Consider the following 23,201-nt stretch of genomic DNA (forward strand, 5'->3'; position numbering starts at 1 on the left):
TTCCCATGCAATTGCGTAAAACACTCTTGGTCGGACTGGTTTCCGTTGCCTTGTTGAGTGGTTGCTCGCTGTTTAACAGTGAAGAAGACGTGGTTACCATGTCGCCGCTGCCAAAAGTTGAAAATCAATTCACGCCGAGCAAGGCGTGGAGCACCTCGGTAGGCGACGGTGTCGGTGAGTTTTATTCTCACCTGCGTCCCGCTTTCCAGGACAGCACCATTTATGCTGCCGACCGTCACGGCATCGTGAAAGCGATGGATGCCGACAACGGTGACGAAAAGTGGAAGGTCGATCTCTCCGAGAAAACCGGCTTCTTCTCCAGCAACCTGCCGGCACTGCTGTCGGGCGGCCTGGCGGTTGCGGGCGACAAGGTTTACGTCGGCAGTGAAAAAGCAGTGGTTTACGCGTTGAATACCGCAGACGGTAAAGTGGCGTGGCAGACCAAGGTAGCCGGCGAAGCGATTTCTCGCCCGGTAATCAGCGACGGCATGGTGCTGATCCATACCTCCAACGGCCTGCTGCAGGCGCTGAACGAATCCGATGGCGCGGTGAAGTGGACGGTTAACCTGGACATGCCATCGCTGTCACTGCGCGGTGAATCCGCACCGGCCGTTGCCTTTGGCGCGGCGATTGTCGGCGGTGATAACGGCCGCGTCAGCGCAGTGCTGATGCAGCAGGGCCAGTTGATCTGGCAACAGCGTATTTCCCAGCCGAGCGGCGCGACCGAGATCGATCGCCTGAACGATGTGGACACGACGCCGGTGATTGTTGAAGGCGTTGTCTACGCATTAGGTTACAATGGCAACCTGACGGCGCTGGATCTGCGTTCCGGCCAGATCATGTGGAAGCGTGAACTGGGTTCCGTGAACGACTTCATCGTGGACGCGGGCCGCATCTACCTGATCGATCAGAACGATCGCGTGGTAGCGTTGAGCACCGAAGGCGGCGTAACAGTGTGGACGCAGAGCGATCTGCTGCACCGCAACCTGACCCCGCCGGTGATGTATAATGGTTATCTGGTGACTGGCGATTCCGAAGGGTACCTGCACTGGATTAACACCACGGACGGCCGTTTCGTTGCCCAGCAGGAAGTGGATAGCTCCGGCTTCCTGTCTGCGCCGATGGTGGCTGGCGATAAGCTGGTTATCCAGGCCAAAGGCGGAAAAGTTTACGCTTTCACCCGCTAACGCCGAACGTCGCAACCTTTTCAGTACCCAAAAGATTTCGGGTGCAGTCAGGCGACAAGTGCACAAATCCCCAGAAGCTTAGTGAGCTAAGTGACTGGGGTGAGGGTACGAAGTCAACGCCACTGCGGCGCGAAAGATGAAGGGGAAAACGGCTCCTGAGTGTTCAGGGGCCGTTTCGTATTTTATAAGCTGCACTTCCGGTGTCTATCCATGGTGTAGTAACGCATTGATTATTAAGTAATGAGGCTTCACAATGATACCTGTCGTCGCGCTGGTTGGGCGCCCGAATGTGGGTAAATCCACCTTGTTTAACCGTTTAACACATACGCGCGATGCGCTGGTGGCGGATTTCCCCGGGCTAACGCGAGACCGCAAGTATGGTCGTGCCGAAGTTGAGGGTAATGAATTTATTATCGTCGATACCGGGGGCATTGACGGTACCGAAGACGGCGTTGAAACGCGCATGGCCGGCCAATCGCTGTTGGCGATTGAAGAAGCGGACATCGTGCTGTTCATGGTCGACGCGCGTGCTGGCCTGATGCCGGCCGATCAGGGCATTGCCCAGCATCTGCGCAACCGTCAGAAGGCCACCTTCCTGGTCGCCAACAAAACCGACGGCATGGATCCGGACATGGCCACCGCCGATTTCTACTCGCTGGGCCTGGGTGACGTGTATGCGATCGCCGCTTCGCACGGCCGTGGCGTGGCGCAGCTGATCGAACACGTGCTGGTGCCTTTTGTCGGTGAAAAACCCGAAGAAGTCGAGCTGACCGACGAAGAGGCCAACGCCGCTTACTGGGCTGAGCAGGAAGACGAAATCCCGGAAGACGAAGAAGAGCCGGAAGACGACTTCAATCCGCAAGATTTGCCGATCAAGCTGGCGATTGTTGGCCGTCCTAACGTGGGTAAGTCCACACTGACTAACCGTATCCTCGGCGAGGAGCGTGTGGTGGTGTACGACATGCCGGGCACTACCCGCGACAGCATCTATATCCCGATGGTACGCGACGAGCGCGAATACGTGCTGATCGATACCGCCGGGGTGCGCAAACGCGGCAAGGTAACGGAAACCGTAGAAAAATTCTCGGTAATCAAAACCCTGCAGGCGATCGAAGACGCCAACGTCGTGTTGTTGGTGGTTGACGCGCGCGAAGGCATTTCCGATCAGGATCTCTCGCTGCTCGGCTTTATCCTCAATAGTGGGCGCTCACTGGTGATTGCGGTCAACAAGTGGGACGGCATGAGCGAGGAAGATCGCGAACATGTGAAAGAGATGCTGGATCTGCGCCTGGGCTTTGTCGATTTCGCTCGCGTGCACTTCATCTCTGCGCTGCACGGCAGCGGCGTCGGCAACCTGTTCGAATCCGTGCAGGAAGCCTACGAGTGCGCGACCCGTCGCGTGAACACCTCCATGCTGACCAAAATCATGCAGATGGCTGCCGAAGACCACCAGCCGCCGTTGGTGCGTGGCCGCCGCGTGAAGCTGAAATATGCGCACGCCGGGGGTTATAACCCACCGATCGTGGTGATCCACGGCAACCAGGTGAGCGATCTGGCCGACTCTTACAAACGTTATCTGATGAACTACTTCCGTCGTTCACTGAAGGTAATGGGTACGCCAATCCGCATCCAGTTCAAAGAGGGTGACAACCCGTTCGCCGGCAAGCGCAACCTGCTGACGCCGAACCAGATGCGCAAGCGTAAACGCCTGATGAGCCACCTGAAGAAAAGCAAATAATCTTCAATAAGAGCGCGGTAGCCATACCGCGCTCTTTTTTATTGGCCTGAAGTCGTTCTATTATCTGCATATTGTCACCGCCAGTTGAAGGAACACCATGTCTTGGGAAACCTGGAGTTTTGCGTTCAGCGTCACCGTACCTAATCTGTTAATGATGCTGTTGGGCATACTGCTGCGCCACTGGCGGCTGATGGACGATCGTTTTATCGATGGCGCCACGCGGTTGGTGTTCAATCTGGCGCTGCCTTGCCTGCTGTTCTTCAGTATCGCCACCAATCATCCGCAACTGTTGGGCAACCTGCCGTTGGTTCTCTACGGCGCGATCGGCACCCTCGCCACCTTTTTGTTGCTGGAAGTGGCGGCGGTCTGGTTGGTTAAGGAACCGCGTGAACGGGGCGTGTTCGTGCAGGGCGGGTTCCGCGCCAATACCGCCATTGTCGGCCTGGCGTATGCCATGACGGCCTATGGCGACGAAGGTGTGGCATTGGGTTCGCTGTACCTGACGGTCACGGTGATCCTGTTTAACGTGCTGTCGGTGATTACCCTGACGCGCAGTCTGCAGGGCGGGCACGGCAAGAAGATTGGCCGTTTGTCGCTGTTGCGCAGCATTGTCACCAATCCGCTGATTATCGGCCTGGTGTGCGGGTTGCTGTTTGCGCAAACCGGCCTGGAAATCCCGCAGGTGATCCGGCAGACCGGCAGCTATATCTCCGGGCTGTCGCTGCCGCTGGCGCTGCTGTGCACCGGCGCAAGCCTGGATCTGCGCGCCATGTTCCGTTCATCCAACGTTGCCGCGCTGTCTTCTTCAGCCAAGCTGTTTCTGGTACCGGTAATGATGACGCTGGGCGGCTGGCTGTGGGGCTTTCACGGCGCGGCGCTGGGGATTATCTTCCTGTTTTCCGCCACGCCGACCGCCTCGGGCAGCTATGTCATGACGCGCGCCATGGGCGGCAACGCCACGCTGGCGGCGAATATTATTGCCATCACCACCGTCGGTTCGTTTTTTACCACCGCGCTGGGGATATACTTCTTGCGCTCATGGGGCGCGATTTAACCTGGGAGTCAGTATGGAAGCACACTGTCCGCAATGCGATCAAACGATGGAGTGGGTGAATGGTCACTACCATTGCGCCCCCTGTGAACGCGATTATCGGCAGTTGGCCAACTGCCCGGACTGCGGGCAGCCGCTGCAGGCGCTGAAGGCCTGCGGCGCAGTGGATTATCTGTGCCAGAACGGCCACGGGCTGGTATCCAAAAAGCGCGTGCTATTTGATTATCAGCCGTTGTAAGCCTTCACTCATCCACATGACCGGTTTTCCATAAGTCCACCAGCGCCTGCGGTGCGTTGGTTTCCGGGATCAGCAATACGATTTCGCTGCACAGATTCTGGCTGTAATAGCTGATTTGAACGCGGAAGTAGCGTTGGTCGCCGCAGCCGGGGGAACCCGGTTTTCCCTCTTCCTGCGCGTAGGGCAGCGTTTGATTCAACAACTGGCTCAGGCGTTGGCGCTGCTCCGGCGTAATATCGGCCAGCGCAATGCGCCGCTGGCCCGCCAGTTTGGGAATAAAGGCGAAACCGCCTTCACGCGCCAGCTCAATGACCGTGTCCTGATTGAGCGACGGCAAGGGTTTCATTATGCCACCCCCACCTGATGCCAGGCTTGCTGCACTTTGTCCGCCACGGCGCGGTCAAAACGCTGCTGCGCATGTTTTACCGTGGTGCGGGCGAAAGTGGCGAAGTCGGCATCCTGCGGCAGCGCTTTGTCGCACAGCGTGTCATACCAGACGTAGCCGGCTTTCTCCCAGGCGAAGCCGCCGAGCGCGGTGGCCGCCAGATAGAAGGCACGGTTGGGGATGCCGGAGTTGAGGTGCACGCCGCCGTTGTCCTCTTTGGTCTGAATGTAATCCTTCATGTCGGCCGGTTGCGGATCTTTACCCAGCAGCGGATCGTCGTAGGCGGTGCCGGGCGCAGACATCGAGCGCAGGCCCTTGCCGTTGATGCCCTTGGCCAGCAGGCCCGCGCCAATCAGCCAGTCGGCCTTATCGGCGGTTTGCCGAAGGTGGAACTGTTTGACCAACGAACCGAATACGTCGGACATAGACTCATTGAGCGCGCCGGCCTGTTGGAAGTAAATCAACCCGGCTTCGCTTTCGGTTACGCCGTGCGCCAGTTCGTGGCCGACGACATCGATAGCGATGGTAAAACGGTTGAAGATCTCGCCGTCACCGTCGCCGAATACCATTTGCTGACCATTCCAGAAGGCATTCTGATACTCATGGCCGTAGTGGACGCTGCCGGTCAACGGCAGGCCTTTGTTGTCCAGCGAATTGCGCTCAAACGCCTGCCAGAAGAAATCGTAGGTCACGCCGAGATAGTCATAGGCTTCGTCCACCGCCACGTCATGGTTGCTGGCCTGGCCCTCGTTGCGCACTTGCTTGCCGGGAAGCTGGGTGCCGTTTTGAGCGTCGTAGATATCGCGGATGACTTTGCCGCTGCCAGCGGTTTTCGCGCCGGGCGCACGCAGCGGCTTGTTGCCGAGCAGGCTTTGGACGTGGTTCAGGGTGTGCAATGCGCAGTCGCGTTGCGGTACGCTGCCGTGTTCAATAATCCTGCGCAGCATATAAGGGGGGATGACTGAACGGGTTGGCATGGTGGTTCTCCTTAGGCAAAAAATTACCTCGACAAATGAATATCCCACCACCAAGTGTAGTTCAGACATCGTAAAGACGATGATCGTGGGTGCTGACCGCCGGGCTGGTCTTGTGCGGGCTGATGCGCTTGACCGAGGCGCGTACCGCCAGTTTCCCGTGCAGCAGCAGGTTGCATGGCGGCGCATCGGCGCGCAGCATCCGGCGCTGCAACAGTTGGATCGCCTCATGGCCCAGTTCGTCTCGCGGCACATGCACCGAGGTGAGCGGCACATCATGAATTTCCGCCAGGTTAAAACCGTCGGTGCTCATGACCGAGATATCTGCCGGTACGTTCAGCCCCAGTTTGTTCAATGCCTTGACCGCGCCGACTGCCATATAGTCGCCCCCGGCGAGAATAGCCGTCGGCAACTGCGAACGCTGGCTGACCTGATCGATAAAGGTGGTCAGCGCCTGCTCGGCTTCTTCGCTGCCAAAGCCGGAGGTAGTAACCAGATGGCGGCCTTCGTCAAAGGCGATGTTGTGCTGCGCATAGGCCTGCCTGATGCCCGCCAGCCGCAGCTCCATGGTGTGTCGGCGCAGGCATTGCAGGTTCAGAATATGGCTGTGGCCCTGTTGGATCAGATAATTGGCGGAGAACTCGCCGATCAGCTGATGATCGGGGGAGACGCTGTCCAGCCGCATCTGGCGATCGGTACAGTTGATCAACACGCAGGGTTTGTGCAGCTCGGCGGCCAACTGGTGAATGTGCTCGTCGTCGATGCCGATAATCAGCGCCGCCTCGGTCTGCGGATCGCTCATTTTTTCCAGGAACAGCGCGCCGTCGCTGTGCTGCTCTTCAAGCCCGCAATAGCGGATGCGCACCTCATGTTCCGCCAGCGCGGCGGTGATTCCCTGGATCACCTTGTGATAAAAGATGTCGGTGCGCACGTCGAAGGCGCGCTGCGGGGCAAACACCATGACGTTGTTCAGCATCAGCCGGCCGTTGGACAGGCCTTGCAAGATGCCGTTCTGCTGGGCGCAGGCCAATACCTTGTGGCGCGCCTCGGCGCTGGTGTTGGCTTTGCCCGCGAGTACGCGTGAAACGGTGCTGATCGACAGCCCGGTTTGGCGGGCAATTTCCTGTATTTTCAGCTTTCCGTTCATTCTGTGATCTCCTTCAAATTTGCCGGTGAAAATATTTTCACCACGTTTTTTCAGCGTACTGTTTGGCTTGGGTCGCCATTATGGCGAGCTTTTAGGCTGCCTATGAAAATTTTTGCAAAAAACCACGTTTCGCTCACGCTCCCGGCTGGCTAGTCTGCATTGGTACACCAATTTTATAGACTTATCAGTCCAATTCACCGGCTGAATTATAAATAAAATGAAAATAAATCATGTGGTTGTCAGCGATGCGTGTGATTTTTCGTGATCGTTATCGCAAATTTTCGCAACCCATACCTTCGATACCAAAACGTGCCCTACCAAAAAGCGCGCTGTTTCACCGGGCAGCCGCCGTGGAGAGAAGACAGATGAGTGTTGAAATTAATCAGACGGTCGCGCACAGCGGCCGCCGCAAGTTTAAATCGCTGCGTTGGTGGATGCTGGCGCTGTTTCTGCTCGGCGTTACGGTCAACTACATTACCCGTAACTCGCTGGGTATCCTGGCGCCGGAGCTGAAAACCAGCCTGAACATGACCACCGAGCAATATTCCTGGGTGGTGGCGTCATTCCAGCTGGCCTATACGGTATTTCAGCCGATCTGCGGCTGGCTGATCGATGTTATCGGCCTGAAGATGGGCTTTTTGATCTGCGCCAGCATCTGGGCGGTGGTGTGCATGCTGCACGCCGGGGCGGGGAGCTGGGTTCAGTTGGCGATCCTGCGCTTCTTCATGGGCGGGGCGGAAGCGGCGGCCACGCCGGGCAACGCCAAGGCGATTTCCGACTGGTTCCCGAAAAAGGAACGGCCGGTTGCTGCCGGCTGGGCGGGCGTCGGTTTTTCTATCGGCGCCATGCTGGCCCCGCCAATCATCGTCATTGCCCACGTCTCTTTTGGCTGGCAGGGTGCCTTCTTGTTCTCCGGCGCGTTGGCGTTGGTCTGGGTGGTACTGTGGTGGCTGTTCTACCACGAGCCGTCAAAACACCCCAATCTGAGCCAAAAAGAGTTGGATCTGATCCGCGAAGATAACGAGCCGGTATTGCCGAGGCTGCCGTTTTTAAAATCATTGGCAATCTTGTGTAAAAACAAAAAGTTCTACGGCATCGCCATTCCGGCCTTTCTCGCCGAACCGGCCTGGGCGGTGTTCAGCTTCTGGGTGCCGCTGTACCTGGCTACCGAACGCGGCATGGATTTAAAGCACATCGCCATGTTTGCCTGGCTGCCGTTTTTGGCGGCGGATATCGGCAGCGTCGCCAGCGGTTATCTCACCACCCTGTACCGCAAATGGTTCGGCTGCAGCCGCGTCAACTCGGTGGTCGCCAGCTCGGTCACCGGCGCCTTCATGATGGTTTCGCTGGCGTTTGTCGCGGTGACCAAAGATCCCTATGTGGCGATCGCGTTGATCTCGATCGGCGGTTTCGGCCACCAGGTGATCTCCTGCATGCTCAGCGCGCTGGTGGTGGAGTCGTTCGATAAAAACCAGATGGCGACGGTCAACGGCATGCGCGGCTCCAGTGCCTGGATCGCCAGTTTCCTGTTTACGCTGCTGATCGGTGCGGTTTCCGACACCGTCGGCTTCAACCCGCTGTTTATCGCCATGGGCTTCTTCGATCTGATCGGCGCCCTGTTCCTGATTGCCTTGATCGCCGAGCGCGGCGGTAAAAAAACACTGAATAGTTAAGTTGGATGCCTATGAAAACGTTAAAAAAATGGACGCTGGCAGGCGAGTATGCCGACCGCGTTGAATTGCTGGTCGACGAGCGCCACCTGTTCTGCCTGTACGTGCTGGAAGACAACCTGTTCCGCGTGCTGATCAAACGCAACGGCGAGCTGGCGCTGGACCGCACCTGGAGCATTGCGCCGCAGGCCGACGTGCCCTGGGAAGGGCGCGATCGCCTGAGCGTCGCCGGTTTTAGCCTGCCGGGTTATCAACTGCAACAGCATGAGGATCGATTGGTGGTGACCGGCGCCGCGCTGCGCGTTACCGTGCACCAGCCGCTGTGGCTGGAGTGGGAACACCGCAATGCCGCCGGTGAATGGCGGCCGCTGGCGGCCGACCGGCCAACCAGCGCCTACCTGCTCAATCCGCAGGGTGACGGCGTGGCGCACTACCAGCGCCGCTTTGCCGGCGAACGCTATTATGGCCTGGGCGAGAAGGCCGGCGATCTGGAGCGCAGCGGCCGCCGCTTCGAAATGCGCAATCTGGATGCGATGGGCTACAACGCCGCCAGCACCGATCCGCTGTACAAGCATGTGCCCTTCACCATCACCCGCGGTGCAGAGGCCAGTTTTGGGCTGTTTTACGACAACCTGAGCAGCTGCTGGCTGGATTTGGGCAACGAGATCGACAATTACCATTTGGCCTACCGCCGTTATCAGGCCGAGGCGGGGGATCTCGATTATTACCTGTTCCTGGGGCCGCAGGTGCTGGACGTGACCAAAGCCTTTGTGCGCCTCACCGGCAAGACCCACTTCGGGCCGAAATGGAGCCTCGGGTACAGCGGTTCGACCATGCATTACACCGACGCGCCGGACGCCCAGCAGCAGTTGCAACAGTTCATCGCATTGTGCAAGCAGCACGATATTCCTTGCGACTCGTTCCAGCTGTCTTCGGGTTACACCTCGATCGGCAACAAGCGCTACGTGTTCAACTGGAATTACGACAAGGTGCCGCAGCCGAAGTTGCTGAGCCAGGCGTTCCACGCCGCCGGGCTGAAGCTGGCGGCCAACATCAAACCCTGCCTGTTGCAGGATCATCCGCAGTACCGGCAGGCGGCGGAGCAGGGGCTGTTTATCCGCGATTCGGAAAGCGACCAGCCGGAGCGCTCCAGCTTTTGGGACGACGAAGGTTCGCACCTCGATTTCACCAACCCGGCGACGGTGCGTTGGTGGCAGCAGGGCGTCACTCAGCAACTGCTGGAGATGGGCATAGATTCGACCTGGAACGACAACAACGAATACGAAGTGTGGGACGCAGAAGCGCGCTGCCAGGGTTTTGGCCGGCCGATCGCCATCAAGCATATCCGCCCGGTAATGCCGTTGCTGATGATGCGCGCTTCGATGGAAGCCCAGCAGCGCTTCGCGCCCGACCTGCGGCCGTACCTGATCTCCCGTTCCGGCTGTGCCGGCATGCAGCGCTACGTGCAGACCTGGAGCGGCGACAACCGCACCAACTGGCAAACCCTGCGCTACAACATCCGCATGGGGTTGGGCATGAGCCTGTCCGGGTTGTATAACCTGGGGCACGACGTCGGCGGTTTTTCCGGCGACAAACCGGACGCCGAACTGCTGGTGCGCTGGGTGCAAAACGGCGTGATGCACCCGCGTTTCACCATTCACTCCTGGAACGACGACGCGACGGTTAACGAGCCGTGGATGTATCCGGCCGCCACGCCGGCCGTCCGCGAGGCGATCAACCTGCGCTATCGCCTGATGCCCTATTTCTACACCCTGCTGTGGCAGGCCAGCGCCGACGACGAGCCGATGTTGCGCCCGACCTTCCTCGATCACGAGCATGATGAACGCACGCTGAACGAAACCGATGATTTTATGATCGGCCGCGATTTGCTGGTGGCCAGCGTGGTGGAGCAGGGGCAGCGTGCGCGTTCGGTCTATCTGCCGGATAACGGCGAAGGCTGGTACTGCTTCCACAGCGGCCAGTGGTTCAGCGGTGGCCAGACGGTGGTGCTGGATGCACCGCTGGAGCGTCTGCCGCTGTTGGTGCGCGCCGGGGCGGCGTTGCCGCTGTCATCTCGCCTGGCGCACGTCGACGTTGCCGCCGACGATCGGCGCGAGTTGCAACTGTACCCGTTTAAAGGCTGTGGCAGCGCTTCTGGGCTGTTGTTCGAAGACGACGGGGAAAGTTATGGCTGGCAGCAGGGCAACGCGCTGTGGCTGCGCTGGGAGATGCACAGCGATAATCGGCGCGTCATGCTGAACGTCACCACCGAAGGGCAGTTCAAACCGGCCTGGCGGACGCTGACGGTCAGCCTGCCTGCCGGAGAAACGCGGGAACTGTGGATCAACGGTGAGCCGGGCGAGAGTTTTACGTTGGAATAGGGCGTTTATGGGGCCGCGCGCTTCTTGCGCGGCTTCTTGGCGACGATGACGGTTTTCACTTCGCTTTCCACCCAGCCATCCTGCAGGCGGGTTTTCAGCAGTTCGCCGACCTGCGCCTGTTTGGTGGTTTTCAGCAATTCGCCGCGCGGGGTTTGCGTCACGCTGTAGCCGCGCGCCAGCGTCGCCAGCGGGCTGACCGCTTCGAGCTGGCTGCAGGCCACCCCGAAACGCTGGCGGTAAGCGTTGAGCCGGCGCTCCAGCGCCTGCTGCAAACGGTATTCCTGTTGCTGCACGCGTTGCTGGTAGCGGTGAATGCGCGCCTGCGGCTGCACCTGCGCCAAACGCTGTTGCACCCGATCGCTGCGGCGTGAAGACAGGCGCAGCTGATTTTGCATGCCGTCTTCCAACCGGCGTTGCAGCTTGAACAACAGCGTTTGCTGGCGCGCCAGGCGCAGATGCGGATGCTGCTGTTGCAAACGGTGGTTGATGCGGGTGAACTGCTGCTGACGCTGGGCCAGATAGTAATCCATCGCCATTTCCATCCGCTGCTGCTGGGATTGCAACTGACGCAGCAGCTCCAGCTGATTGCGGCTGACCAGTTCGGCGGCGGCGGAAGGGGTTGGCGCCCGCAGATCCGCGACAAAGTCGGCAATGGTGACGTCGGTTTCATGGCCGACGGCGCTGACGATCGGAATGCGGCTGGCGAATATCGCCCGCGCTACGCGTTCGTCGTTAAAACTCCACAGGTCTTCCAGCGAGCCGCCGCCACGGCCGACGATCAGCACGTCGCATTCGTCGCGGCGGTTGGCCGTTTCGATGGCGCGTACGATCTGCAATGGCGCTTCCGCGCCCTGCACCGAGGTCGGGTAGATAACGATGGGCAGCGAAGGATCGCGCCGTTGCAGCACCTGCAACACATCGTGCAGCGCCGCGCCGCTGGCGGAGGTGATCACCCCGACGCGTTTGGCCGGGCTGGGCAGCGGTTGCTTGAACTGTTGGTCGAACAGGCCTTCGGCGCTCAGGCGCTGTTTCAGTTGATCGAATTGCTGTTGCAGCAGGCCGTCGCCGGCGGGTTGCATGCTTTCGGCAATCAGCTGATAGTCGCCGCGCGGTTCATACAGCGTGATGCTGGCGCGAACCAACACTTGCTGGCCGTTTTGCGGGCGGAAGGTGGTGCGGCGGTTGCTGTTGCGGAACATCGCACAACGCACCTGCGCGCGGTCGTCTTTCAGCGTGAAATACCAGTGGCCGGAAGCGGGTTGAGAGAAGTTGGAGATCTCGGCGGAGAGCCAAATCTGGCCCATTTCCATTTCCAGCAGCTGTCGAACCGTCTGATTCAGGCGGCTTACGGTAAAAATAGACGGCGAGACAGGTAGCGACATGTGACCCAGATCAAATTCCAAAACAACCACTTAATTGGTCGATACTACAGGGCTGAAAAAGGTAATCAAGAGTTTTTGTGAGAAAGTGCTGGAGGCAACCGATTACGCTCTGTATAATGCCGCGGCAATATTTTATCTTTTTCACAGCCCACTCTGGTGAGATATTGCCCATGCTACGTATCGCGAAAGAAGCACTAACGTTTGACGACGTTCTCCTGGTTCCAGCTCACTCTACGGTTCTGCCTAATACCGCTGAGCTCGGCACCCAATTGACCAAAACTATCCACCTGAATATCCCTATGCTGTCCGCAGCCATGGATACCGTAACCGAAGCTGGCCTGGCCATTGCGCTGGCGCAGGAAGGCGGCCTGGGCTTCATTCACAAAAACATGTCTATCGAGCGTCAGGCTGAAGAAGTCCGCCGCGTGAAAAAACATGAAAGCGGCGTAGTGACCGACCCGCAATCCGTAACCCCCTCCACCACGCTGAAAGAAGTGAAAGAACTGACCGCGCGTAACGGCTTTGCCGGCTACCCGGTAGTGACCGAAGAGAACGAACTGGTCGGTATCATCACCGGCCGTGACGTGCGCTTCGTGACCGATCTGAACCAGCCTGTTACCGCCGTGATGACGCCGAAAGAGCGCCTGGTCACGGTGAAAGAGGGTGAAGCGCGTGAAGTCGTGCTGCAAAGAATGCATGAAAAACGCGTTGAGAAAGCGCTGGTGGTGGACGACAACTTCCATCTGCTGGGCATGATCACCGTAAAAGACTTCCAGAAGGCGGAGCGCAAGCCAAACGCCTGTAAGGACGAGCATGGCCGCCTGCGCGTTGGCGCTGCGGTTGGCGCCGGTGCCGGCAACGAAGAGCGCGTTGACGCGTTGGTCGCTGCAGGCGTTGACGTACTCCTGATCGACTCCTCCCACGGCCATTCCGAAGGCGTATTGCAGCGCATTCGCGAAACCCGCGCCAAATACCCGGATCTGCAGATCGTTGGCGGCAACGTCGCCACGGCCTCCGGCGCCAAAGCGCTGGCAGACGCCGGCGTGAGCGCGGTGAAAGTGGGTATCGGCCCTGGCTCCATCTGTACCACCCGCATCGTGACCGGCGTGGGCGTACCGCAGATCACCGCTATCGCCGACGCGGTTGAAGCGCTGGAAGGCACCGGCATTCCGGTTATCGCCGACGGCGGCATCCGCTTCTCCGGCGACATCGCCAAAGCCATCGCGGCCGGCGCATCTTGCGTGATGGTCGGCTCCATGCTGGCGGGCACCGAAGAATCGCCGGGCGAAATCGAGCTGTACCAGGGCCGTTCGTTCAAGTCCTACCGTGGTATGGGCTCGCTGGGCGCCATGTCCAAAGGCTCTTCCGACCGTTACTTCCAGACCGATAACGCCGCCGACAAACTGGTGCCGGAAGGTATCGAAGGCCGCGTGGCTTACAAAGGCATGCTGAAAGCGATCGTGCACCAGCAAATGGGCGGTCTGCGCTCTTGCATGGGCCTGACCGGTTGCGCCACCATCGACGAGCTGCGCACCAAGGCTGAATTTGTGCGCATCAGCGGCGCCGGCATTCAGGAAAGCCACGTGCATGACGTGACCATCACCAAAGAGTCACCGAACTACCGCATGGGTTAATGCTTGACCCTCTCCTGCGGGAGAGGCCGGGGTGGGGGGCTTGGCTCCTCGCCCCGAAACCTTATTTTTCGCTCTTTTTCTCTGTTGCTGGAATTCGCCTCACATGACAAATAATATCCATAAGCATCGCATCCTTATTCTGGATTTTGGTTCGCAATACACCCAACTGGTAGCACGCCGCGTGCGCGAAATCGGCGTTTACTGTGAGCTGTGGGCCTGGGACGTTAGCGAAGAGCAAATCCGCGAATTCAATCCAAGCGGCATCATCCTTTCCGGCGGCCCGGAGAGCACCACCGAACATAACAGCCCGCGTGCGCCAGAGTACGTGTTCACCGCAGGTGTACCGGTACTGGGCGTATGCTACGGCATGCAGACCATGGCGATGCAGCTGGGCGGCCATGTGCAGGGTTCCAACGAGCGCGAGTTCGGCTATGCGCAGGTGGAAGTGACCACCGACAGCGCGCTGGTTCGCGGCATCGAAGACGCCCTCAGTTCTGCCGGCAAACCGCTGCTGGACGTGTGGATGAGCCACGGCGACAAAGTGACCGCCATTCCTTCGGACTTCGTGACCGTCGCCAGCACCGATACCTGCCCGTTCGCCATTATGGCCAACGAAGAAAAACGCTTCTACGGCGTGCAGTTCCACCCGGAAGTGACCCACACCCGTCAGGGCCAGCGCATGCTGGAGCGTTTCGTGCTGGATATCTGCCAGTGTGAAGCCCTGTGGACGCCTGCGACCATCATTGAAGATGCGGTTGAGCGTATCCGCGAGCAAGTGGGCGAAGATCACGTGATCCTCGGCCTGTCCGGCGGCGTGGATTCTTCCGTTACCGCCATGCTGCTGCACCGCGCCATCGGCAAACGCCTGACCTGCGTGTTCGTCGACAACGGCCTGCTGCGCCTGAACGAAGCCGACCAGGTGCTGGAAATGTTCGGCGACCACTTCGGCCTGAACATCGTGCACGTCGCGGCGGAAAACCGCTTCCTGAGCGCGCTGGCCGGCGTTGACGAACCTGAAGCCAAGCGCAAGATCATCGGCCGCGTCTTCGTTGAAGTGTTCGACGAAGAAGCCTGCAAGCAAGACGCAGTGAAATGGCTGGCGCAAGGCACCATCTATCCGGACGTGATCGAATCCGCCGCTTCCGCCACCGGCAAAGCGCACGTGATCAAGTCGCACCACAACGTGGGCGGCCTGCCGAAAGAGATGAAGCTGGGCCTGGTCGAGCCGCTGAAAGAGCTGTTCAAAGACGAAGTGCGCAAAATCGGTCTGGAGTTGGGCCTGCCGTACGACATGCTCTACCGCCACCCGTTCCCGGGGCCAGGTCTGGGCGTGCGCGTGCTGGGCGAAGTGAAGAAAGAGTACTGCGACTTGCTGCGCCGTGCCGACGCCATCTTCATCGAAGAGCTGCATAAAGCCGACCTGTACAACAAGGTCAGCCAGGCGTTCACCGTATTCCTGCCGGTGCGTTCGGTCGGCGTGATGGGCGACGGCCGTAAATACGACTGGGTTGTTTCACTGCGCGCAGTGGAAACCATCGACTTTATGACCGCGCATTGGGCGCACCTGCCGTACGATTTCCTCGGCCGCGTCTCCAACCGCATCATCAACGAAGTGGACGGCATTTCCCGCGTAGTTTACGACATCAGCGGCAAGCCACCGGCTACGATTGAGTGGGAATGATTTCGCGTCTGGCAACAGCCTGCACGTAAAAGCAGTAAAGTACCTCTAAGCCCGCGTAACTGCGGGCTTTTTTGTTTTTGTATCTGGCACTTTCTGGCAGCTGTTAGCAACGGGAAGCACGGTTTTTTCAATGGAATTTTTGATGGTACTCTCTGGTTTCGAATTCAGGTTTGAAAAAGTACCATGTGATAAATTTCGGTTGAGTTATGGTATTTATTTTTTATAACTCAATTAAAAACAGATAGTTAAACAACTTTTCTGAATTTTTTACAACATGGTATTTTTGATAAAGGAAAACAATAAAACATGTTGACTGACACCAGGCTGCGTCACCTTAAGCCGAAGGAGAAACTCTATAAAGTTAATGACCGTGATGGTCTGTATGTTGCGGTCACTCCGGCTGGAACTATTTCATTTCGTTATAACTATTCAATAAACGGAAGACAGGAGACCGTTACTTTTGGCCGCTATGGTGTTGGAGGGATCACGCTTGCAGAAGCGCGTGAACGGCTCAATGAAGCTAAAAAAATGGTTGCCAGTGGAAGATCGCCTGCGAGGGAAAAAGCTAGAGATAAAGCTCGTATCAAAGATGCGGAGACTTTTGGTGCATGGGCTGAGAAATGGTTACGCGGTTATCAAATGGCTGAATCGACGCGTGATATGCGGCGTTCGGTATATCAAAGGGAGTTGAAGTCAAAATTTGCGCAGCAGAAATTGACCGAGATTACACATGAAGACTTACGCGCATTAACCGATAACATTGTCGAGAGAGGGGCACCGGCGACAGCTGTGCACGCCAGAGAGATTGTATTGCAAGTCTATCGCTGGGCTATTGAGCGCGGTCAGAAGGTTGAGAATCCCGCTGATCTGGTACGGCCTGCAAGCATAGCGAAATTTGAGCCTCGTGACAGGGCATTGACGCCAGTTGAAATTGGTCTGATGTATCGGTACATGGAACGGGTAGGAACGACGCCATCAATCAGAGCAGCGGTTAAACTTTTGCTGTTAACGATGGTACGTAAAAGTGAGCTTACTAACGCAACCTGGAACGAGATCAATTTTAGTGAGGCATTATGGACGATACCAAAGGAGAGGATGAAACGACGTAATCCACATTTGGTTTTTCTTTCCAGACAGGCAATGGATATTATGATTGCTCTCAAAACCTTTGCCGGTAGCTCTGATTTTATCCTTCCTTCGCGGTACGATTCCGATGCGCCAATGAGTAGCGCTACTTTAAACCGGGTTTTGACACTGACGTATCGTCTGGCTCAGAAAGAAGGGGAGTTGTTACCTAAGTTTGGTCCCCATGACTTACGGCGTACTGCCAGCACCTTGCTACATGAGGCCGGGTACAATACTGACTGGATTGAGAAGTGCCTTGCCCATGAACAAAAGGGGGTACGAGCTGTTTATAACAAGGCTGAATATCGTGAGCAGAGGGCCGAGATGCTACAAGATTGGGCGAATATGATTGATGAATGGACTAGTAAGTAGTTAATAATCAGTAATTTAAGTGGATATACTTCTTTTATCTACGCCAGGAGAGCAATTTTAGCCGCTAAAATTTACTGAATCTTTACTGGTTTTATCTGGATTGCATAAAAAGGAAAAATAAAAGTGCCTGAGTTGTCTGTAATTATACAATGGATGAATCAATACCCTAAGACCGGCTGGCTATTGCTGTGTATCTATATTGCACTCGGTGTAGTTCGTCACAGAGTAATTAATGCTGAATCTGGAAGTGTATTTCGTGGACTACTCAATCTTAGGAAGCGCCGGCTAGAGCAAATGCTGACACAGCCATATTTGAATAAAAATTCGGTCCGTCTGGCAAAGCGTGAGCTTCGTCAGCGCAGCCTTTATCGGCTCACAGGCTTGTATAATTATCGGCTGCAGGATTTGGCTGTAATAATGTGTGATCGTTATGGGTTGCGGGCTGGTTATCTCAAGCCGTGGCGTAACTGGCTCGAAGAACGGGATGGACGGATTGTGTTCAACAGGAAATGGCATTGTTTTCGCTGGCGTCTTTTTCTGGTAGGTCAGATTGTAAACACAGTTCTACTAATATTATTCATTATGTATATAGTTTCTCATTCTTCGGCCGAAATGATCGCACCGCTTATGTTACTCTTCATGCTTGTATGGTGGTTTCCTTGGCTAATGATCACCTCGGTACCTACCCCTAGGTGGACTCGCGAAATGGAAGTCTATCTTGAGAAATTTAACGCTGAACAGACCATGGTTTAAACTGTTCTTTGTTACCATGCATTCAGAGTGAATTGTCAGAGTTTTGGAAGATTCCATCCTACGAGTAATACTCACAAGGTAATTCACATAATCAATAGGTTAAGTCATAAGCTTCTTGACCCTACATGAGAAGACGAATTTTAGCTGCTAAAAGTTTGGGCATATTTGGACTTAAATGCCACCGACATGATTCTAATAATTAAGCCAGTACCTAATGAGCCAAGAGAAGACAACTGTAAACGCCCCTTGGCTTAGACTTGCTTTCAGGAAAGCGAATGCTTTTTATGGTCAGGGACAAGTGAGGGGATGAGCCATTGCATAACCATAAAACCAATTCGTTCTATGTCATTACAGATCGGCTTCAGTGATTTACTGGTGAGGTAGTATCACTGTGATCCGTTTTGCATAACGCTTACAGCTGCGCTACAAACAATAAACTATAATACTGTATTTTCAAAATCATCAATTTGAAGCAGAGTAATCGCGAAAAACCACTCGTAAGTGGCTGGTTATAATTCAATAAAGTGGATGGTATTAAGACTTAAACTGCCACCATAATAGCTCGTGGATATACTATTTTAAATATAAAATTCTTTCCTCACAGACGCTAAGGCCTTGGACACAGCCTGCTTTGTCATAGTTGTGTAGTGATTTTTTTCTAAAACCTGTGCGGTTTCAAACTGGTTAAAACCTTGGTGTTTTAATATGATTATTTTTTTCTTAGTATCAGTGAATTTGGAGTCAACCATTCGTCTGGCAATATTCCTAAGTTTATCTAGATCTGCTGGGGTTAAAGTTTGACCCTGCATCCACTCATGAAAATAGGTATCAATCAATATATCCCCTGTGTTTGCGTTAGCTTTATGCGGTTTAGCGCATTGCCGTCTAAGCCTTATTAATTCTTTATTGAACTGTTCGAGAGACCGCTTTCCTTGTCTGTATTTGGGATTCCATAGACCATTGGTGAGTTTGGGCCTATGGTCAGAACAATATCGATGACTAAGGACCTGTTTTTCATGAACGGGGAACTCATTATCGTTAGCAACAAATTCTGATATCTCACTGATCAACTTGGAAAATTCGGTTAGATTACCGCAGAACTCGCAATAACCGAGCTTACGCTGTGAATTTATAGTTACTCCTTTTGCAGGAGAGGATTTCTTCGGCCGCTTGGATGCGCACTCACTGACTAATTCAATAAGAGACTCAATCGTAGCGGTAAAGCATTTATCAAGAGAAGTTTGTTGATCTAAAGTCAGAACGAAATTACGCAAAAGAAGTCTTTGTGCCTGTACTACGACGTTTAAGCCCACTTTTTTAAGTACATCACTAAATCCTAGATTTACTCCAGAAATGTAGTCTTTATGACTTGGTGGCAGGGAATTTACATAAGCAGCTACTGCTGGATCAATAACTTCCTGTATGAGACGCAGTATTGGATACCTCCGTGAAAATATGGAGTACGGATAACTACGCTCTACAAATAATTTAATTGCAGCTGCAACTGTGAGGTCACAGCCTTCCCAGATAGTAATTTTCATGTCAACCATTTTAGCCAATGAATAGGTTTTAGCAAGTGGTAATGCTTGGCATTGTATAGGCCTGATTGGAAACAGGAGGAAGGCAGATGCAAACAAAGGCACATAGCACGCTCATTAACAGAAAAACACTTCTGGAAATGATCCCATTGTCAGCCCGCACTATTTATAACCTTGAACAGCGAGGCGAGTTTCCTCGCCGTATAGCACTTACTAGCCGAAATGTTGCATGGCAGTTATCCGAAGTAGAACAGTGGATTGCGGATCGTAAATCAGCAATGTTTAAAGCGGCCAGACCCGGTGTTGTTTTAGGTAGGTAACAGCAATGTCATTGAACATAATGGAAGCATTTGAAGCTAAGCCACAACCAATTGATTACGTCTTGCCTAATTTGGCTATTGGTACTATCGGAGCGATTGTTTCTCCGGGAGGTGCTGGAAAGTCAATGCTGGCATTACAATTGGCTGTGCAGATTACTTGTGGTGTAGATCTTTTAAACTTTGGTGAATATCCGACTGGGTTGGTGGCATATTTACCTGTGGAGGACTCTGAAACCATCGTTCACCATCGTTTATATGCTTTGGGAAAATATCTAACAGCACGTCAGCAGCAGATTGTAGCTGATAAGCTACTGGTCGAACCTTTGGTAGGGAAGTGTCCAAATATTTTCTTGCCGGATTGGAGCAACTTGATCAATGAAGTTTCAAAAGGTAGACGTTTAATAATTTTGGATACTCTTCGCCGTTTCCACCAGGAGGATGAGAATAATAGCGCAGCAATGTCCAAAGTCATTGGAAAGCTAGAAGGTATTGCTGCTGATACTGGATGTTCGATTATATTTCTACACCATTCAAACAAAGGCGCTGCCACGATGGGGGTTGGTGATATACAGCAGGCAAGCAGGGGTAGTAGCGTCCTGGTTGATAATATACGGTGGCAATCTTATCTGGCGGGCATGACCGCCTTGGAAGCGAAGACGTATGGTATTTCTGATGATGTTCGAGGTCAATTTGTTAGATTTGGAATAAATAAAGTAAATTATGGAGAACGTGCGCCAGATCGTTGGTTACAGAGACATGAGGGGGGAGTATTAAAAATAACGGCGCTCAGCTCGAAGAATAATAAAAAGCTTACTAAAGAAAGAACATCTACCTGGAGTGGTGCTGACAATGACAACTGGTAATAAAGTGGCACCCACAAGTACAGCTTGGCAAGCCCGAGTAATTCTGTACCAGCCAAGCCAGCGTCCTAAGGAGGTGAAGGGACAATGGATGGAGACTAGTTTTGGTCGTTGTCGTGTTACCGGACGGCTCGGACAGCGTCATGCCGATATCGTAGAGACAATATTATATGTTGCCGAGCAACGTCGTGAAATTTCTGATGGTGGAATCGAATTATTAGTAGATCCAGCGAAAGTACGCCGAACGCTATCCGATGCACAATACAGTTATGGTCGTATACAGAAATTGCTTTTAGATCTGCGCGTCGCAACAGTTGAAATTATAACGCCAGAGCTGGAGAAAAGCGGCGACTGTATAATAGGGGGACTGATCGATCATGTAGTGCCATCACCTATGACGCGTCCAGATCCTTTGACTGGGGGAGAACGCCGTTTATGGCGTGTCCGTCTGGGTGTTGCATTAGCGATGTTACTCAAAAAAGATTTGCCATTTTATTATCATCCTGGCCCCATAGCTCGGCTACAACATGGTATTAGCCAGGCAGTCGCTCGTCATGTCTTAACCCATAGGAATAATCCTTTAGGAGGGTGGTATATGGATACGTTGATATTAGCAGTGTGCGGTGAAGGAACGAGTAATATGACTTTACGTAACTATCGTCGGAGATTGAAAGAAGATTCCGTGCAATTGCTGGAAATTGGAATTGATTTGAACGGTTCTAGGATAAAACGTGTCACAACGGCCCGATATTGTGTCACAACGGCCCGATAGCGTGTTATAGCGGCCCGGTAGCGTGCTACAGCGGCCCGATTTTTTACTATTCAGCAGTATTTACAGGATCGTTCAGGAACTACAGTCTTTGAAATCACCTGCCTGAGCAGGCGCTTTCAAATCTAGAATCGGCCAAAGGCCGATTGTTGTACGCCAGAAGAAGAGATTACTTACTCGTTTGGTATATTGACACTTGAGGTAGGTTTTATGACATATGAGGTACGCCCCTAGCTTTAGGCATAGGGAGGAAGATTTTAGCCGCTAAAATCTGCAATGCACATGCTTTGACAATGTAAGTAAAAAAGTGCATGAGAAAATAAAAGATTTCTTACAATATATCGAAACATAAATACAGTTGGTGGACGCCCATTTATAACTACTAAAGGTCATTTTCAAAAGGGAGAAATATAGTTTCCTTGCAAGAAACACATTTGCTGCAGATCTTTACCCGAGTAATCCTATATTAATACGCTAAGAAAACACATCCTGTACACTGAAATACACATTGATGTGCACAGATATACTACGGCAACAGGAGGGCAGGACATGTAAAGTAGGCCCACCGCTACGGTGTTCCAACTTTACCACTCCCTATTCGCCGCATCGCGGCTCAAGGGCGTCCTGCTCTGCGAGGCTGCCAGGCTACCGCCTGTATGGAGAGCTATATGAAAGTTACTCAGACTAGAAAAAATAGTACGCCAATAAAAGTTTATTGTTTACCCGAAGAAAAAATTCTCATCCAAGAAAATGCAGAAGCATCTGGATTAAGTGTTGCCTGTTTTGTTCGTAGAGTTGCAATGGGTTATCAGGTTGATTCTATCGTAGATATAAAACAGGTTAATGAACTTAGCCGAGTAAATGCTGATCTTGGAAGACTTGGCGGATTACTTAAATTATGGCTCGCAAATGATCCTCGAACAGTTGATTTTTCACCCACACTGATAAGAACCTTGCTTGCGAAAATAGAATCAACTCGCCAAGAACTAAGGAACATTATGGATAAAATCTTGGATAAATAAATGTGTGGTTTCCTATATACCTGCGTCTGTTAACAGACAGTGTGTTAAATATTACTGAACTGATGAAAAATAGGTGAGCAAATGGATTTAATTTTCCAAGTGGTTTCATTACAAAGAGGGATTTTAGCCGCTAAAAAAGGTTTAATAGTTCCTTTCGTGGCGTCCGTCATGGCATTACCGGTGAAGGCCGGAATTCCCGTTATTGATGGCACTAATGTGGTTCAGACCACAATCAGCGCAGTTAACAACGTTCAGGCTGTGGCTAAACAAATCCAGCAGTACCAGACGCAGCTGCAGCAGTATGAAAACATGCTGCAGAACACCGTAGCACCTGCGGCCTATATCTGGGACCAGGCAAATTCAACAATTAATAAATTGTTGCAGGTGCAGGATACCCTTAATTACTACAAGAATCAGGCCGGGAGTCTCGATGCGTACCTGAAACGATATCAGGATGTTAACTACTACAGGTCATCACCTTGCTTTAACAGCAATGTTGAATGTACCTCGTCTGAAATTAGCGCATTGCGTGAAGCTGAACAGAACAGTTCAGGGGCACGTAAAAAGGCCAATGACGCGCTATTTAAGGTAATTGACGAACAGCAGAACACCCTGCAGAGCGATGCTGATAACCTTGCAGATTTGCAAACTCAGGCAACCGGCTCACAAGGGCAAATGGAAGCTATTCAGGCCGCTACCCAGCTTGCCAGTGCACAGACAAACCAGTTACTGCAAATCCGCTCGCTTCTGGTAGCTCAACAAAACGCTGCGGCAACACTGGCACAGGCTCAGGCCGATAAAGAAGCCCAACAAATAGCTGCTGATGAGAAAGTATTAGCTGGACAGAACACACCAAGCCCGAAGCGAATTTGGTGAGGAACAACTGAATGAAAAATACAATTATGATGGTTTTTATTCTAATCATTTCAATGATTATATGTTCTTGCGAAAAAAACGATAACGTTTGCTCATCG

20 protein-coding genes are annotated in these 23,201 nt (G+C 53.7%); 15 read left to right on the plus strand and 5 right to left on the minus strand.

Annotation, left to right across the window (positions count from 1 at the left end; translation table 11 throughout):
* The first annotated feature begins 5 nt into the window (after positions 1-5).
* From bamB to JK621_RS22150, 4 genes are all read left to right on the plus strand, one after another.
* Complete coding sequence (gene bamB, locus JK621_RS22135; protein ID WP_212557663.1) at positions 6-1,187, plus strand: outer membrane protein assembly factor BamB; 1,182 nt, start codon at positions 6-8, stop codon at positions 1,185-1,187.
* A gap of 253 nt (positions 1,188-1,440) precedes the next feature.
* Positions 1,441-2,925 (plus strand): ribosome biogenesis GTPase Der, encoded by a 1,485-nt coding sequence (gene der / locus JK621_RS22140; protein WP_212557664.1) that lies wholly within the window; start codon positions 1,441-1,443, stop codon positions 2,923-2,925.
* Positions 2,926-3,022: 97 nt separating this feature from the next.
* A complete protein-coding gene (locus JK621_RS22145; RefSeq protein WP_212557665.1) occupies positions 3,023-3,979 on the plus strand; it encodes an AEC family transporter in 957 nt (318 codons plus the stop codon).
* Between the two features lie 13 nt (positions 3,980-3,992).
* Positions 3,993-4,214: a zinc ribbon domain-containing protein gene (locus tag JK621_RS22150; protein WP_212557666.1), complete on the plus strand. Its 222-nt coding sequence runs from the start codon at positions 3,993-3,995 to the stop codon at positions 4,212-4,214.
* Positions 4,215-4,218: 4 nt separating this feature from the next.
* Here JK621_RS22150 and JK621_RS22155 read toward each other — a convergent pair whose 3' ends face one another.
* From JK621_RS22155 to JK621_RS22165, 3 genes are all read right to left on the minus strand, one after another.
* A complete protein-coding gene (locus JK621_RS22155; protein WP_212557667.1) occupies positions 4,219-4,560 on the minus strand; it encodes a protealysin inhibitor emfourin in 342 nt (113 codons plus the stop codon).
* The gene (locus JK621_RS22160; RefSeq protein WP_212557668.1) at positions 4,560-5,576 is read right to left on the minus strand and encodes a M4 family metallopeptidase; all 1,017 of its coding nucleotides are present in this window, start codon (positions 5,574-5,576) and stop codon (positions 4,560-4,562) included. The genes JK621_RS22155 and JK621_RS22160 overlap by 1 nt, the downstream gene beginning before the upstream one ends.
* Before the next feature lie 61 nt (positions 5,577-5,637).
* Complete coding sequence (locus JK621_RS22165; protein WP_212557669.1) at positions 5,638-6,720, minus strand: LacI family DNA-binding transcriptional regulator; 1,083 nt, start codon at positions 6,718-6,720, stop codon at positions 5,638-5,640.
* A 365-nt stretch (positions 6,721-7,085) separates the two neighbouring features.
* Between JK621_RS22165 and JK621_RS22170 the strand changes: the two genes are divergently transcribed.
* Positions 7,086-8,393: an MFS transporter gene (locus tag JK621_RS22170; RefSeq protein WP_212557670.1), complete on the plus strand. Its 1,308-nt coding sequence runs from the start codon at positions 7,086-7,088 to the stop codon at positions 8,391-8,393.
* 11 nt (positions 8,394-8,404) lie between these two features.
* Positions 8,405-10,771 (plus strand): glycoside hydrolase family 31 protein, encoded by a 2,367-nt coding sequence (locus tag JK621_RS22175; protein WP_212557671.1) that lies wholly within the window; start codon positions 8,405-8,407, stop codon positions 10,769-10,771.
* Positions 10,772-10,776: 5 nt separating this feature from the next.
* On the opposite strand, the gene xseA is transcribed toward JK621_RS22175, so the two are convergent.
* Positions 10,777-12,153: an exodeoxyribonuclease VII large subunit gene (xseA, locus tag JK621_RS22180; protein WP_212557672.1), complete on the minus strand. Its 1,377-nt coding sequence runs from the start codon at positions 12,151-12,153 to the stop codon at positions 10,777-10,779.
* Positions 12,154-12,323: 170 nt separating this feature from the next.
* Here xseA and guaB point away from each other — a divergent pair, with 170 nt between their 5' ends.
* From guaB to JK621_RS22200, 4 genes are all read left to right on the plus strand, one after another.
* Complete coding sequence (gene guaB / locus JK621_RS22185; protein WP_212557673.1) at positions 12,324-13,787, plus strand: IMP dehydrogenase; 1,464 nt, start codon at positions 12,324-12,326, stop codon at positions 13,785-13,787.
* Positions 13,788-13,890: 103 nt separating this feature from the next.
* The gene (gene guaA / locus JK621_RS22190; RefSeq protein ID WP_212557674.1) at positions 13,891-15,468 is read left to right on the plus strand and encodes a glutamine-hydrolyzing GMP synthase; all 1,578 of its coding nucleotides are present in this window, start codon (positions 13,891-13,893) and stop codon (positions 15,466-15,468) included.
* A gap of 306 nt (positions 15,469-15,774) precedes the next feature.
* Positions 15,775-16,965 (plus strand): tyrosine-type recombinase/integrase, encoded by a 1,191-nt coding sequence (locus JK621_RS22195; RefSeq protein WP_089633363.1) that lies wholly within the window; start codon positions 15,775-15,777, stop codon positions 16,963-16,965.
* Positions 16,966-17,088: 123 nt separating this feature from the next.
* Positions 17,089-17,718, plus strand: a complete 630-nt coding sequence (locus JK621_RS22200) for a hypothetical protein (RefSeq protein WP_129258707.1) — start codon at positions 17,089-17,091, stop codon at positions 17,716-17,718.
* A 578-nt stretch (positions 17,719-18,296) separates the two neighbouring features.
* Here the strand turns inward: JK621_RS22200 and JK621_RS22205 are convergent.
* A complete protein-coding gene (locus tag JK621_RS22205; RefSeq protein WP_023308175.1) occupies positions 18,297-19,268 on the minus strand; it encodes a hypothetical protein in 972 nt (323 codons plus the stop codon).
* A gap of 77 nt (positions 19,269-19,345) precedes the next feature.
* On the opposite strand from JK621_RS22205, the gene JK621_RS22210 reads away from it, so the two are divergent.
* From JK621_RS22210 to trbJ, 5 genes are all read left to right on the plus strand, one after another.
* Positions 19,346-19,576: a helix-turn-helix transcriptional regulator gene (locus JK621_RS22210; RefSeq protein ID WP_023308174.1), complete on the plus strand. Its 231-nt coding sequence runs from the start codon at positions 19,346-19,348 to the stop codon at positions 19,574-19,576.
* Between the two features lie 20 nt (positions 19,577-19,596).
* Positions 19,597-20,439 (plus strand): helicase RepA family protein, encoded by an 843-nt coding sequence (locus JK621_RS22215; protein WP_431520349.1) that lies wholly within the window; start codon positions 19,597-19,599, stop codon positions 20,437-20,439.
* Positions 20,426-21,208 carry a hypothetical protein gene (locus JK621_RS22220; RefSeq protein WP_050868168.1) on the plus strand — a complete coding sequence of 261 codons (783 nt, stop codon included), beginning with the start codon at positions 20,426-20,428 and terminating at the stop codon, positions 21,206-21,208. Before JK621_RS22215 ends, JK621_RS22220 begins: the two co-directional genes overlap by 14 nt.
* Before the next feature lie 665 nt (positions 21,209-21,873).
* On the plus strand, positions 21,874-22,227 hold the full coding sequence (gene traJ / locus JK621_RS22225; protein ID WP_001588179.1) for a conjugal transfer transcriptional regulator TraJ: 354 nt from the start codon (positions 21,874-21,876) through the stop codon (positions 22,225-22,227).
* Between the two features lie 81 nt (positions 22,228-22,308).
* On the plus strand, positions 22,309-23,103 hold the full coding sequence (gene trbJ / locus JK621_RS22230) for a P-type conjugative transfer protein TrbJ (protein WP_129258709.1): 795 nt from the start codon (positions 22,309-22,311) through the stop codon (positions 23,101-23,103).
* Positions 23,104-23,201: the final 98 nt, after the last annotated feature.

It is taken from the genome of Serratia plymuthica (assembly GCF_018336935.1).
Taxonomy (GTDB): Bacteria; Pseudomonadota; Gammaproteobacteria; order Enterobacterales; family Enterobacteriaceae; genus Serratia; species Serratia plymuthica_B.